This is a genomic window from Arthrobacter sp. BE255, assembly GCF_031457335.1.
Taxonomy (GTDB): Bacteria; Actinomycetota; Actinomycetes; order Actinomycetales; family Micrococcaceae; genus Arthrobacter.
In genome coordinates this window covers 69678-82487 of sequence record NZ_JAVDWK010000014.1, presented here as the reverse complement: position 1 = coordinate 82487, position 12810 = coordinate 69678, and the positions used below count along the sequence as shown (strand labels likewise).

The 12810-nt window shown below is 67.3% G+C and carries 15 protein-coding genes; 10 read left to right on the top strand and 5 right to left on the bottom strand.

Annotated features, from left to right (window positions below; genetic code table 11):
- Positions 1-16: 16 nt before the first annotated feature.
- From J2X42_RS20180 to J2X42_RS20155, 6 genes are all read left to right on the top strand, one after another.
- Positions 17-466: a nuclear transport factor 2 family protein gene (locus J2X42_RS20180; RefSeq protein WP_310167692.1), complete on the top strand. Its 450-nt coding sequence runs from the start codon at positions 17-19 to the stop codon at positions 464-466.
- Positions 463-1329, top strand: coding sequence for an SDR family oxidoreductase (locus tag J2X42_RS20175; protein WP_310167691.1), 867 nt, complete (start codon positions 463-465; stop codon positions 1327-1329). Before J2X42_RS20180 ends, J2X42_RS20175 begins: the two co-directional genes overlap by 4 nt.
- Positions 1330-1450: 121 nt before the next feature.
- Positions 1451-1918, top strand: a complete 468-nt coding sequence (locus J2X42_RS20170) for a hypothetical protein (protein WP_310167690.1) — start codon at positions 1451-1453, stop codon at positions 1916-1918.
- Complete coding sequence (locus J2X42_RS20165) at positions 1915-3144, top strand: Nramp family divalent metal transporter (RefSeq protein WP_310167689.1); 1230 nt, start codon at positions 1915-1917, stop codon at positions 3142-3144. Before J2X42_RS20170 ends, J2X42_RS20165 begins: the two co-directional genes overlap by 4 nt.
- The gene (locus J2X42_RS20160; protein WP_310167688.1) at positions 3141-3548 is read left to right on the top strand and encodes a hypothetical protein; all 408 of its coding nucleotides are present in this window, start codon (positions 3141-3143) and stop codon (positions 3546-3548) included. Before J2X42_RS20165 ends, J2X42_RS20160 begins: the two co-directional genes overlap by 4 nt.
- Entirely contained in the window at positions 3535-3882 is a 348-nt protein-coding gene (locus tag J2X42_RS20155) for a PRC-barrel domain containing protein (RefSeq protein WP_310167687.1), read from the top strand. The genes J2X42_RS20160 and J2X42_RS20155 overlap by 14 nt, the downstream gene beginning before the upstream one ends.
- A gap of 15 nt (positions 3883-3897) precedes the next feature.
- On the opposite strand, the gene J2X42_RS20150 is transcribed toward J2X42_RS20155, so the two are convergent.
- Positions 3898-5484, bottom strand: a complete 1587-nt coding sequence (locus J2X42_RS20150; protein ID WP_310167685.1) for an alkaline phosphatase D family protein — start codon at positions 5482-5484, stop codon at positions 3898-3900.
- 225 nt (positions 5485-5709) lie between these two features.
- Here J2X42_RS20150 and J2X42_RS20145 point away from each other — a divergent pair, with 225 nt between their 5' ends.
- Positions 5710-6180 (top strand): RNA polymerase sigma factor, encoded by a 471-nt coding sequence (locus tag J2X42_RS20145; RefSeq protein WP_310167684.1) that lies wholly within the window; start codon positions 5710-5712, stop codon positions 6178-6180.
- Positions 6177-7370 (top strand): hypothetical protein, encoded by a 1194-nt coding sequence (locus J2X42_RS20140; protein WP_310167682.1) that lies wholly within the window; start codon positions 6177-6179, stop codon positions 7368-7370. The genes J2X42_RS20145 and J2X42_RS20140 overlap by 4 nt, the downstream gene beginning before the upstream one ends.
- A 16-nt stretch (positions 7371-7386) precedes the next feature.
- Here the strand turns inward: J2X42_RS20140 and J2X42_RS20135 are convergent, their stop codons facing one another.
- Positions 7387-8808, bottom strand: coding sequence for an MFS transporter (locus J2X42_RS20135; RefSeq protein WP_310167681.1), 1422 nt, complete (start codon positions 8806-8808; stop codon positions 7387-7389).
- Between the two features lie 115 nt (positions 8809-8923).
- Here J2X42_RS20135 and J2X42_RS20130 point away from each other — a divergent pair, with 115 nt between their 5' ends.
- Positions 8924-9472, top strand: coding sequence for a TetR/AcrR family transcriptional regulator (locus J2X42_RS20130; protein ID WP_310167680.1), 549 nt, complete (start codon positions 8924-8926; stop codon positions 9470-9472).
- Between the two features lie 52 nt (positions 9473-9524).
- Positions 9525-9653 (top strand): hypothetical protein, encoded by a 129-nt coding sequence (locus tag J2X42_RS20125; protein WP_310167679.1) that lies wholly within the window; start codon positions 9525-9527, stop codon positions 9651-9653.
- Here the strand turns inward: J2X42_RS20125 and J2X42_RS20120 are convergent.
- The 3 genes from J2X42_RS20120 to J2X42_RS20110 form a co-directional block, all read right to left on the bottom strand.
- Complete coding sequence (locus J2X42_RS20120) at positions 9650-10795, bottom strand: cation:proton antiporter (protein ID WP_310167678.1); 1146 nt, start codon at positions 10793-10795, stop codon at positions 9650-9652. The two genes, J2X42_RS20125 and J2X42_RS20120, sit on opposite strands and share 4 nt — an antisense overlap.
- Before the next feature lie 40 nt (positions 10796-10835).
- Positions 10836-11231 (bottom strand): hypothetical protein, encoded by a 396-nt coding sequence (locus J2X42_RS20115; RefSeq protein WP_310167677.1) that lies wholly within the window; start codon positions 11229-11231, stop codon positions 10836-10838.
- 335 nt (positions 11232-11566) lie between these two features.
- Positions 11567-12787 (bottom strand): Wadjet anti-phage system protein JetD domain-containing protein, encoded by a 1221-nt coding sequence (locus tag J2X42_RS20110; protein WP_310167676.1) that lies wholly within the window; start codon positions 12785-12787, stop codon positions 11567-11569.
- Between the last annotated feature and the right edge of the window lie 23 nt (positions 12788-12810).

Sequence of the window (12810 nt, the reverse complement as noted above, 5' to 3'; positions counted from 1 at the left end):
AACCAAGGAGCAGATCATGGACGCTTCAGGAATGGATCTCCTGCCCGAAGGCCCGGTGCGGCGCATGGTGGCCGCCGCGAACCGCCACGACCTCGACGGGATGGTGTCCCAGTTCGCCGAGGACTACGAGAACACCACCCCCGCCCACCCCGCCCGCAGCTTCAGGGGTTCAGCACAGGTGCGGAAGAACTGGGCCGCCCTCTTCGCCGCCCTGCCGGACCTGAGCCTGACCGTGCACGATGCGACTACGGGCCCGGGCAACAATGTCTGGATGGAATGGAGCAACCGCGGTACCCGGCCGGATGGGTCGGTGACGGCCGCGGCGGGAGTCGCCATCCTCACCGTCCGCGACGACAAGATCGCCGCTGCGCACTTCTACCTGGAACCGGTTGAGCACGAGTCCGGAGACGTCAATGCCGCGGTCCGCGTGGCCGTCGGCGCGCCCGGAAACGGCGACGGATCATGATTCTCGTCGTCGGCGGCACAGGCCGTCTGGGCCGCGCCCTGGTGCCGATGCTTGTTGAGGCAGGCCACCAGGTCCGCGTCATGGCACGCGGCGCTTCCCAGCCCTTCCCCGGCACAACGGGCGACGGCGTGGAGCTGCTGCGCGGGGACCTTGCCTCCGACGAGGACTGCCGGAAGGCAGTGGCAGGCTGCACAGCCGCCGTGTTCGCGGCCTCGGGATTCGGCATCAAGGACTCCGACCCAAAAACCGTTGACCGCGACGGCGCCATCCGGCTCGTGCGGGCGGCAGCCGACGCCGGTGTGGAACACGTAGTGATGATGTCCATGCACGGCGCCGCTGCCGATGGGCCTATTGAGTTTCTGCGCTGCAAAGCGGCGGCCGAGGATTCGGTCCGGGCGTCCGGCATGGTCTGGACGATCATCAGGCTTGGGGCGCTCCTGGAGCAGCGGCTCGCGAACATGACAGCCCCACTTGAGTCCAAAGGCAAAGTGATGGTGTTCGGATCCGGGCGGGCCCCCGTGACCTACACGTCTGTCAAGGACGCGGCCGCCCTCATTGTCCGCGCGGTCTCGGACCCTGTGCTGCGGAACCGTGTCATCGAATGGGGCTCGGCGACGGCCACGGCCAACGAGGTGGCCGAGGCTGTGCTGGTCCGGGCGGCCCACGGTGCGGTCCAGCGGATTCCGACGGTGGCCGAGCGTGTCCTGTCCGTTGCAGCCAGGCCGTTCTCCCCGTTCCTTGCCCGGGTTGCAGGGGCCGGGATCTGGGAGGAATCCGGAGGCATGGCCTTTCAGTGGGGCCCGCCCCGCGCGGAGTTCCCGGACATCCCCGTCACGGGCCTGCAGCAGGTCCTCGAGCACTGATTAGGCCTGCCCTTCTGTGGGTAGGGAGTGCTATAGAGATAGCCTTGGGCAACAAATTTTCGGGTTGTCTCCAGAACCGTGATTCGGTCGGACCCGGGCCTGCCCGGAGGCTGGAGGTTTTGTGCGTACCTGGCCCACACCGGACCGTGCCGGGCAGCGGAAAACCCTCATCGCGGCCTGCCTGGCAGCCCTCGCCGTCCTGACCGCCTGCGGTGGAGGCGTCACCGAATCCGTGTCCACGGCTGTCCAGGACAGCTCGTCTGCCATCGCCACCGCACGCCTGGCCCTGGGCGAGGACTCCGCCGGCAAACTCACCACGGCTGCCACGTCCACCGCGCTCGACGACGCGCTGAAGGAGCTCACCACCAGCCGGGACTCCGTACTGAGGCTGGCACCCGGCACCGCAGAGGACCGCGCGGCTGTCCAGGAAGCCCTTACCGTCCTGGATGGGTGCGCCGCCAGTCTGACCACCGCACGGAACGCCGTGTCCGGCGGCGACGGAGCCCCCTCGCTCGCGGACGGCGACCGGGAGCTGGCAGCCGCCGCGGACCGCCTGGACCAGCTGACGGCAAAGGAGGGCGGCAAGTGAAACGCCTGCTGGGGGTGGCGCTGGGTGTCCTGACCGCAATCGGCGGGTTCGTGGACATCGGCGACCTGGTGACCAACGCCGTCGTCGGATCCCGCTTTGGGCTGTCCCTGGTGTGGGTGGTGGGCGTCGGCGTGGTGGGGATCTGCCTGTTCGCCAACATGTCCGGGCGGGTGGCGGCGGCCTCGGGGCGGGCAACATTCGAGGTGATCCGCGAACGGCTGGGACCACGGGCCGGGCTGGCCAACCTGTCTGCGTCCTTCCTCATCAACCTGATGACCGTGACGGCGGAAATCGGCGGCATCGCCCTGGCGCTCCAGCTGGCCAGCAGCGTCCATTACCTTCTCTGGATCCCGGTGGCGGCGCTCGCCGTGTGGCTGGTCATCTGGCGGGTGAAATTCTCCATCATGGAAAACGTCACCGGGCTGCTGGGCCTGACACTGATCGTGTTCGCTGTGGCGCTCTTCCTCCTCAAGCCGGACTGGGGGAGCCTTGCCGGGCAGGCACTGGCGCCGGCGGTTCCGGCTGAGGAAACAGTGACTACCTACTGGTACTACGCCATCGCCCTGTTCGGCGCCGCCATGACCCCTTACGAGGTGTTCTTCTTCTCCTCCGGGGCTGTGGAGGAAGGCTGGAAGGTCAAGGACCTGGTCCAGTCACGGATCAACGTCCTGGTGGGCTTCCCGCTGGGCGGGTTGCTGTCCGTGGCAATCGCCGGGTGTGCCGCCGTCGTGCTTCTCCCCGCCGGGATCGCCGTGACGTCCCTGAGCCAGGTGATCCTCCCGGTGGCCGAGGGCGCCGGAAAAGTGGGGCTGGCCTTCGTGCTGGTGGGCATCGTGGCCGCCACCTTCGGCGCGGCGCTGGAGACCACCCTCTCCAGCGGCTACACCCTGGCGCAGTTCTTCGGCTGGTCCTGGGGCAAATTCCGCCGGCCGGCCCAGGCCGCCCGCTTCCACCTGTCCATGATCATCTGCCTGTTCGTCGGCCTGGCGGTCCTGGCCACCGGCGTGGACCCGGTACTGGTCACCGAATACTCCGTGGTGTTCTCAGCCATCGCGCTGCCGCTGACGTACCTGCCCATCCTGATCGTGTCCAACGATCCCCAATACATGGGCCCGCACGTCAACGGCCGGACGGTCAACGTGCTGGCCATGATCTACCTGGTCATCATCCTGGTGGCCTCCATCGCCGCCATACCGCTGATGATCGTGACAGGAGCCGGAGCATGAACACTGTCCCAAGGTTGGCACCGGTGCCCCCGACGGCGGGGCGCACCCTGGATGCGCAGCTCCACCTGATGGACCGGCAGGTTTTGGATCACGACGGCGTCCCCGTCACCACCGTGGACGACCTCGAACTCAGCGGCCCCGATCTGGACGCGGACCTGCCTCCGGGGGTACCGCCGCCGGTCCTGACTGCGCTGCTCACCGGCCCGGTGCTGGGGACGCGGATCTTCGGCGGCAGGCCGCCGTCGTCCCGGCTGATCCGCATCCCGTGGAAGGACGTGGCCGACGTCGGCGTGGTCATCAGGCTCGGTGTGAGCGGCGAAAACCTCGACGCCGGCTGGGTGGAACGCTGGATCCGGGACAAGGTCATTGCACGCATCCCGGGAGGCCGTCATGATCCTCGGTGACCTGCTCGGAGCTGTTGTGTACGACGACGGCGGCGCCCGACTGGGCCGGGTGGCAGACGCCCGGTTCGTGGTGGACGGCGCCCCGCAGCAGCTGATGGCAAACGCCCGCCTGCTTGGGCTGGTGGTCAGTCCGCACAGCGCGTCCTCGTTCCTGGGCTACGAGCGGACCCCGCTCAACCAGCCCTGGCCCCTGCCGCAGCTCCTCAGGTGGCGGCACCGCGGATCATTCCTGGTGCTGTGGGAGGACATCGCCAGGGTAGGTACGGACTCGGTCCGGCTGCGCGAAGGATTCACCGCCTACAGCCCGGCTTTGGACGCCTCCGGACAAGAGTGACGGGCTATCCGTGGCTCAACCACCCACCAGGCCCGGCACCCCGTCCTGGATCGCGAAGGAGGCCTTCGTGCTGACGGGGGATCCCGGCGTCGTGACGTAGTCCAGCACCCGGAAGTCAGCGGTCAAAGCGTCCTTTGTGATGCGGGTGTTCACGTACCCGCGGTTGTCGTTGTAGAACTTCAGGTGCGGGTTCCACGCCATGGTGGGGTCCGTGGTGTAGCCGGTGCCGTTGCCGGTGGAGGTGATGGACGTGCAGACCAGTTCGGAACCGACCACGGGGGAGGCGGGGTCCTTGTAATCGACCTTGAGGTCGTTGGCCCAGTTGCGGTGCACGTCGCCGGTCAGGACGACGGCGTTGCGCACGTTCGCGTCCACCCAGCCCTGCGTGATGCGGCGGCGCGACGCGGCGTAGCCGTCCCACCCGTCCATGGAGACGTCGTCGACGTCCAGTGCCTGGGCCCGGTCCCGCTCGGCGAAGAACACCTGCTGGCCCAGGATGTCCCAGCGCTGGGTGGAGTTCCGGAAGCCGTCCAGCAGCCACTTCTCCTGTTCGGCGCCGGTGATGGTGCGGTCCTCGGCGAGGCGTCCGGCAACGTTCTTCTGCCAGCCGTCGCCGGCGAGCTGGTCGTCCCGGTACTGCCGCGTGTCCATCATGTGGAAGTTGGCCAGCTGGCCCCACTGGATGGTCCGGTAGATCTTCATGTCGAACCCGGCCGGCACGGACGAAGCCCGCAGCGGCATGTTCTCGTAGTACGCCTGGAACGCCGCCGCCCGGCGCTGCCGGAACCGCTCGGTGGTGTCGTTCAGCTGGTTGGCGTCCGTGTTTTCCGGGACCTCGTCCGCCCAGTTGTTGTCCACCTCGTGGTCATCCCAGACCACCAGCCACGGTGCGATGGCGTGCGCGGCCTGCAGGTCGGCGTCGGACTTGTACTGGGCGTGCCGCTGCCGGTAGCCGGCCAGGCTGGACGTCTCGGGGCCCTGGTGGTCGCGCGGGTTGCCGCCGCCGATCACGTAGCTGCCCTTCTTGTACTCGTACATGTAGTCACCCAGGTGCAGCACCAGGTCCGGGTGGTCCTGCGCGAGCCGGGTGTAGGCGGTGAAGTAGCCGTGCTCGTACTGCGAGCAGCTGGCGAACGCCATGGCCAGCGCCGCCGGCGTCTCGTGCGGGGCCGGGCTGGTGAGCGTGCGGCCCACCGAACTGACGTGACGGCCGGTGCGGAAGCGGTAGAAGTACTCGCGTCCCGGGCGCAGGCCTTTGAGTTCGACATGGACGGAATGCCCGGTTTCGATCCTGGCGGTTTCGACGCCGCGGGCTACCACGGTGCGCATGCCGGCGTCCTCAGCCACTTCCCAGGCGACTGCGACGTCGCGGGAAGGCATGCCGCCCAGGCCGTCCTCCGCGATCGGATCCAGCGCCAGCCGCGTCCAGATCACAAAGCCGTCCGGCCACGGCTCGCCCGAGGCGATGCCGAGCAGGAACGGATCGGTGCGGAGACCGGCGTCGTCCGCGGTAGAAACGGCGACGGCGGCACCCGGCAGGGCGGCGACCAGGCCGGCCCCGAGGCCGGCGGAAATCAGGGATCTGCGTGAAATGTTGTCCATGGCTTCGAACCTACGGAGGCCGGTTGGACTGGTTCTGAGGACGGCGTGAATAGGTGGTTAACTGCGTGACAAGAACTGTTAACCCGTTTAGGCAGCTCAACCCCGGGCCGGACCGGGGAAATCATGGATCCCCGTTACACTTGCCGGGCTGCCGGACATTAACGGGGTATGAGCTTACAAACGCCTCTGGGGGAGCGTGTGGAACTGGAACGACAAAAGCGGTTCATGGCGGCCCACGCTGCCTGCCACGACCGCATCTACCGCTACTTTCGCCGCCGCGCTGAGAATGCGTCCACCGCCGAGGATCTGTGCGCCGAAGTGTTCCGGATCGCCTGGGAGAAGTCGGGCCAGGGGGAGGAGCTCTCAGCGATGTTCCTCTTCGGAGTGGCCCAGAACGTTCTGCGCAACCACCTGAGGTCCGCCGCCCGCTCAGCCAATCTCATGCTCCAGCTCCAGCTGGAACGGACCGAGCAGGCCCGCGACGCCGACGGCTCCGTCCAGGAGGCACTGGCCCGGCTCAAGCCCGATGAGCGGGAAGTCCTGCTGCTCACCTACTGGGATGGCTTCAGCTCCACTGAGCTGTCCGACCTGCTCAACACCACCGCCACAGCCATCAGGATGCGGCTCCACCGTGCGCGCAAAGCACTCGGCCGCCTGCTTCAGACCGAGCACGAGCCAGAGGAGTACCAACGATGAAGGACCTGTCCGCTGCCGACGAGCAGCGCATCCTCTCCGCCGACCCCGCAGCCAACGTCACGGAGACCGAGCTGGCCCGGAGCCGGTCCCGAAGCCTGGCCTTCATGGAATCCGACGTGACCCACATCTTCGCCGGCGGCCCGGAAACTTACAGCAGGCCTCCTGCAAGGCGTTGGCGGGCGGCCGGAGCCTTCCTCGCAGCAGCCGCCGTGGCCGCAGCCGTCCTGACGGCCAACTTCCTTCCGAGCCTGGTGGAAACCCCGGCGGCCACCGAATCCGTCTCACCTCCCGCGCCCGCTCCCACCAGCGCGCCGGAGCCAGCCCCACCCGCGGGGCCGTTCCACGACCTTTTCGTCTCCGCCGACGAAGTGCTCGTCCTGGAGGCGCTGCCCAACGCGGCCCGGAGCCTCGGGGCGGGGCTCGGCGTCGAACCCGTCTACGTGCGGCAGGTGCTGAAAGGCGGCCTGGCCCCGGGCGGAACGTCTGTTGACGTGGCATCAGCAGAGGCAGGCATCAACGGGTCCCTTCTGTGGAGGGACAGCCGGGAGGAAGCGCCCTTTACCTACCTCGGGTTTTTCGCCCGGGGAGCTGATGGCGGGCTGCATCTGATGGAGGCGCCGCATGCGCTGCTGCAGATCCAGAACATCAGGACGGCGGCCACCGTGGACCCGGTCACTGACAAACCCGTGGAGATTGGTGCAGACCTGCAGTCGCGCATCAAGGTGGCACCGGTTGGGGACGTGCCCGTTGCCACGCACGACGGCGGCTCGTTGGCTGCAGCCGCGCCCGACAGGATCTGGGGCACCCAGGCCGCGGACGGTTCCAGGGACGGCGAGGTGCGCGGTTACGTTGCCGGGTCCGAGGCCTGCTTCACCTTTGCGAACAGTACCGAGAAGGTCTACCTGCGCTGGCCGGTGGGGTTCACCGCGAAGGTTACTCCCCTGATGGTGGACGCGGAGGGCCATGTTTCTTACGGTGGGACCACGGTGGCCAACAGGGCGGTCATTCTCAACGAATGGGGCTTCATCTACATGGCGGACCTGGATACGCGCCCGCTGGTTCAGGGGCAGTTGACCGCCGAGACCGCGTCGTGCGGGGGTGAGACGCTGCCGGTTTTCGACGTGTGGCCGGAGCGGGCGGGCGGGAGCCCGTTCCAGAAGGGCCGCGGGGTAGCGCTGCCCACGCCGTGATCGCGGGCGCCTGCCCTCATGCCGCCTTCCGAGGCCTGATGACCAGCCCCACTACGGCTGCCAGCGCGAGGGCGGAGAGGATGGTCGCCGACCAGAACCCGGCCCGCCCGCCGGTCAGGAAGTCGCCGGGGAAAGCAAACGCAGCGAAGGTCGAGGCCACAATGGCCAGTCCCACGGCGCCGCCGAGTTGCTGCATTGTCTGGAACAGCCCGGAGGCGGACCCTGCATGCTCGGGTTCGACGTTGCGAAGCGCGAGCGTGGTGAGCGGCATGAACGTCATGCCTGCCGAGATTCCCGTAAGGAGCAGGGCAACCATGACGATCACGAAGGGCGTGTCCGGACCCAGCTGGGTGAGCGGCAGGAAGGCCACGACACGGAGGGCTGCGCCCAGGATGACGAGGCGGATTGCACCGAAGCGCTCCACCAGCCGCGGGACGACCCGCGACATCGCGAAGATGCTCAGGGGCATCGGCAGGAACGCCAGCCCGGTCACCAGCGGTGTGAGGTGCAGTACTTCTTCGAGGTACTGGACCATGAGGAAGAACATCGCCAGCATCCCGCCGTAGGTGGCAGCCATCGCGGCCAGCGCCGCCACCCGGCTCGGGCTGCGGAGCAGCTCCGGGCGGAGCAGGGGGTGGGCCACCCGCCGTTCCGTGACGGCGAGCACGGCGATCAGCGCGGCGCCGACCATCAGGCCGCCGATCGTGCGGGGACTGGACCAGCCGGCGTCGCCCGCCTGGATAAGGGCCCACACGATGGCGACGGCGCCGCCCGTTGCGGTCACCGCTCCGAGCACGTCGAAGCGCCCGGGCCTTCGGGGGGTTTCAGCGACGAGGCGCGGCACGGCAATAAGAACGAGGACGCCGATCGGCACGTTGATGAAGAGGGTCCACCGCCAGCTGGTCAGGTCTGTGAGCAGGCCACCGAGGATGAGCCCGAGCGCTCCGCCCATCGAGGCGACGGCGGAGAACAGTGCGAGCGCCCGGTTCCGTGCGCCGTCGTCCCGTGCGCTTGTGGTGATGAGTGCGAGCACGCTGGGGGCGGCGAACGCGGCACCGAGGCCCTGGAGTGCGCGGGCGATGACGAGGAGGAGGGGCGAGGTGGCCAGGCCGCCGAGCAGGGAGAAGATTGTAAAGGCTGCGACCCCTACCAGGAACGTGCGGCGGCGGCCGAAAACGTCTCCGACCCGTCCGCCGAGCAGTAGGAGGCCGCCGAAGGCGACGGCATAGCCGTTCAAGACCCAGCTGAGTTCTGCGCGGGTGAAGTTCAGGTCGGCGGCGATGTGGGGGAGTGCGACGTTCACGACAGTCGCGTCGAGGACAAGCATGAGTTGGGCCAGCATGACCAGCCAGAGGCCGATGCTGCCGGCGCGGCCGCGCGCATTACCGCTTCTCCGGGTGGTCCCGGCGACCGCCTGTGTGGCGATTGTGGATGTCATGGGATGGTGTCCTGTTCTAGCCGATGGGCTGACGTACACTAAGAGGAGAGATTCTCCGTTTAGAACTATACGGAGATACTCTCCGTTTAGCAATGCTGTTTTGAGAGGTGTTTCTGTGCGCGCTGACGCTCAACGCAACCGCGACCGGATCGTGGAGGTTGCACGTGGGTTTTTCCGTGCCAAAGGATTCGACGCCGTTTCGATGGACGAGGTCGCCAAAGGCGCTGGGGTGGGCCCCGGCACCCTCTACCGGCATTTCCCCACCAAAGAGTCGCTGTACGACGCCATCCTTGAGTCCTGGGCAGAGAAGGTCAACGCCGCCGTCGACCGGGCGCTTGCCCTCGACGCCTCCGCACGGGTGCGGTTATTGACGTGGCTGACCGACTACTCGGCGATGCTGACCGAACACAAAGGTGCGGCTGCGCGGATCACCGCGGCGCTCGGCGATCCGGGTTCACCGTTCGCAGCCAAGTGCCAGACCTACCTCCGCGCCAATCAACGCCTAATCGACGGGTTGGACTCGGCCCTGCGCCCCGGGGTCGAGGCTATGCAAATCAGCCGGCTCGTTGGCGGCGTGGCTGCGGTGGTGGACACCAGCGAGCTTCCTGCCGACTCGGTGGCACCGATGCTCGCGATTGTCGCCGACGGACTGCTCGCCCCCTGACGGGTTCAGAAAAGCCTTCAGCCAGCCTCCCAAACCGCTTTTTTTGGGGGGCATGAATAGCCTCAGGCAACTGTACGACGACGGCGGCACGCGCCTGGGCCGCGTGGCTGACGCCCGGTTCGTGGTGGACGGAGCCCCGGGCCAGCTGATGGCGGAGGCCCGCTCGCGACCGGTTCCCTAGGCCGCTGGCGCGGTCCGCGTAAACGTGCGGGCGGCCCGTGAGCCCGCGATGGTGCTCGCCCCGATGCTGATGAGGGCCCCGAGGAGCATGGCCGCGGCTTCGCCCGGTTCCAGCAGATGCAATTGGGAGCCGATGGTGGCGGCGGCAACCGGCACTCCCAGCTGGGATGCTGCAAGCACCGCGAGCGGCAGAGGCTGGCCGAGTAGCCGCAGGCTTCCATGGACCAGCAGCGTTCCAAACCCCAGGCAAATCCCGAGGAGAATCATCCTGGGGCTTCCCACAAGGGTGCGCAAGTCAAGGGATGCGCCCAGCCATACGAAGAACACAGGCCCTAGAAAGCCATCGCTGACGGCGAAGAGTTGATGAGCCAGCCGCCGGGGTTCTCCCACCGCTGCGACCACCAGGCCGAAGGAGAACCCGGCCAGCATGATGGACACGTGGCCCGCGACGGCCAGCCCGGAGAGCGCGAAGAGCAAGGCGAGCTGGATCCTGAGCTCCAGGGCGAACTTCCGGTCCTCGGACACGTCATGCATCCGTCCGCGCGTGCCGCTGCGCTCCAGCCAGCGAAGGACGAAGAACAGGACCGCAGCGCACGCCGCGACGACGGCTGCCCCGACGGCTGCCCTCGGCGCATTGGGTGGGTCGACAGCAAGCGGAAGCGCCACAATGCAGGCGATGTCCGCCACCGCCACTTGCGCCGTCGTCGTGAGGACCTGTGGTCCCCTCAGCCGCAGCGAATCCACGATCGGCAGGACCAGGGCTGCCGAAGAGGAAGCGAGCAGAACGATGTAAAGGGGAGCCTGTCCGGTGCCAAAGGCAAACGCAATGCCGATTCCGACGACGGCAGCCAACACCGCGGCGATGCCTGCACGCAGTGCGCCAGCGCCCAGCGCCGGGCGGATGGCTTGGTCCCTCACGGGGACATGCGTCCCGGCGACGAACATGACGAGGGCGAACCCGACGTCGGCCACAAAGGTGAACGTGGCGTCCGAGGAGTCCACCAGTCCCAGACCCGTGCGCCCGATGGCGATACCGGCCAGTAACTGCCCCAGCACCACGGGAAGGTGCCATTTCTGGGATAGCGCCAGCAGCGGACCGAGGAGCGCGACCGCGGCGATCAGCGAAAGCTGAAAGAACGACACGTCCCTCCTTCTACCGGCGTTGCGGTTTCGTTTGCGGTGGTTATCGGGGCGCGTCAGCCAGTTTGAGTGGAATGTCGGTGTTTTCGTCCGTGTAGTAGCTTGCGCACACCCGGTGGTAGCCATCGGCCACCTGCGCGGGAATACCCCTGGCCAAGTCACCCCTGACCATCAGAATGGGCGAGAGCTTCTTGCCTTCCTTGATCTTCTTCAGGTCCGATGCCACGTGGGCGTTGTCCTCAGGTAGCAGCACCAGCCCCGCGGCCCGCAGAATGTCCTTTGCTTTGCGATGCTGGATGGGGGCGACCATGAGGGATGCAACAACGGTGGCAACGACGTCGTCGGATTCAAGCAAAGACAGATAGTCTGCCGCGCCGGGATAATCTTGCTCCTCCGGCTGCGGCAACCAGCGGACCTCGCCCTTCTTTTCGTCAGGCATCTGTGGCATCTCCCCAACGGTGGTTCGCGTGCGCTGAGATTGCGAAGCCTTGCTCCGTAATGGGCTCGGTGACCGTGAACCTCCAGCGCACGGTGTACGGCAGCCAGCCCTTGGTGTGTAGCGAAAATGCCTTTCCCGTGCCGTCCGGGTACCCCGGATCCAATGGTAGGACGGTCAAGAATTCGTAGTCAGTTCTGCTCTTAGCATTGCCGCCCATTGCTGCCTTCCCACGGCGCGGTTGGATAGTGAACTCATGCTGTCACACCTGAGCTGGAAAGGATCTGGGCAGACCGGCCCGAATGAACTAGTTTTGGCTGATTGGCCGGCTCAGCCGCTCAGCCGCCCAGCCGCTCCTGCGCCCAGACCCAGCGGATCAGCTCCTGCTCCAGCCTGACGGATGGACCGTAGGCGTCAGTGCCCAGTGCCTCGTAGAGCGCAAACTCCTCAGCCGTCAGCCTCATGAGGGACGCCTTGGACGGCGACGGCTCTGTGCCCCACACGTCGCGGTGGGCCAACAGCGTGGCCTCGTCCATCAGCACGCTGACCACGTGCGGGTGGACCGCCCGCAGCTCATCCAAAATCCGGAAGCCGTGCGTGTCCAGGTCGCCCCAATAAAGGACTTCGCAGTCCCGCAGCCAACCGGCATCGCGCAGGGACGAGAAACCATACCCTCCGCCGTAGATTGCCAAGGTTTCTGGGCGCTCCGGAAGGGCCAGGAAGTTCACCAGGTTCTCCGTGACGATCACCGTCTTCACTGGCAGCCGCAAAGTCCCAAACGCGCCGGCGGTGACGGTGATGTCCCGGGCTTCACCCAGGAGCTGCACGTCCGGATCCAGCATGCGGAACCGGACAAGCTCAGGCGGATGAAGGAAACCGTGCCGCGCCGCGAACCGGGCGGCAGGAGTCCGCGCAGCGGTCTGGCCCAACAGGGAGCCGGGTTCTGCCGGCACGGCCGGCATATCCTCAGCGTCCGGCTCGGCCGCGGCGCCTGCCCTATCAGTCCCCAGAGCCTCCAGCAACTCGCCGATCACCTTCCGGTGGTTCTCGATGAACTTTGTGTGGACTCCGGGCAGGCTGAGCTGCCGGACGTAGACGCCGGGCTGAGAATTGTCGCGGAGCCAGAGCGCAACCCGGGCAGCGGTTAGCGCATCCGCGTCCAGTTCGAGCAGCTGCAGCGGGCGCCGCAGTGCCCAGGCACGGAACGCAGGGTCCAGTGCGGACAGCACCCCGGCAAGCCCGACAAACCGGGCCGCCTCCTTGGCCTTACCGGCAAACCCAATGTTATCGTTCACGGTGGCGAACACCGCCGCTGTTGGCAGCTGGTTTGCCCCGATCGTCCGGCTGCCCACCTCGGCGGTCTCCAGGCTGAACGGGCCGACGGCGGCCAGCAACTCAGCCGCCCACGTGCGGGCCGCGGCGTAGTCGCTGAGGAGGCCTGCCGCCGTCGGACGTTTCAGCGGACGACGGCGGGGGTACAGTCCGGTGGGTTCCAGCAGTTCGCGCAGCAGCGCACCGCTGCCCCAGGCCTTCAGGGAAAGGGCGCGCAGGTCCGCCAAGGTAGTCCACCCCTGCACCTTCC

Coding starts and splice junctions, on each gene's coding strand:
- J2X42_RS20180 (WP_310167692.1), top strand. CDS start 17: ATGGACGCTTCAGGAATGGATCTCCTGCCCGAAGGCCCGGTGCGGCGC.
- J2X42_RS20175 (WP_310167691.1), top strand. CDS start 463: ATGATTCTCGTCGTCGGCGGCACAGGCCGTCTGGGCCGCGCCCTGGTG.
- J2X42_RS20160 (WP_310167688.1), top strand. CDS start 3,141: ATGAACACTGTCCCAAGGTTGGCACCGGTGCCCCCGACGGCGGGGCGC.
- J2X42_RS20155 (WP_310167687.1), top strand. CDS start 3,535: ATGATCCTCGGTGACCTGCTCGGAGCTGTTGTGTACGACGACGGCGGC.
- J2X42_RS20150 (WP_310167685.1), bottom strand. CDS start 5,484: ATGGACAACATTTCACGCAGATCCCTGATTTCCGCCGGCCTCGGGGCC.
- J2X42_RS20145 (WP_310167684.1), top strand. CDS start 5,710: ATGGCGGCCCACGCTGCCTGCCACGACCGCATCTACCGCTACTTTCGC.
- J2X42_RS20140 (WP_310167682.1), top strand. CDS start 6,177: ATGAAGGACCTGTCCGCTGCCGACGAGCAGCGCATCCTCTCCGCCGAC.
- J2X42_RS20135 (WP_310167681.1), bottom strand. CDS start 8,808: ATGACATCCACAATCGCCACACAGGCGGTCGCCGGGACCACCCGGAGA.
- J2X42_RS20125 (WP_310167679.1), top strand. CDS start 9,525: ATGAATAGCCTCAGGCAACTGTACGACGACGGCGGCACGCGCCTGGGC.
- J2X42_RS20115 (WP_310167677.1), bottom strand. CDS start 11,231: ATGCCTGACGAAAAGAAGGGCGAGGTCCGCTGGTTGCCGCAGCCGGAG.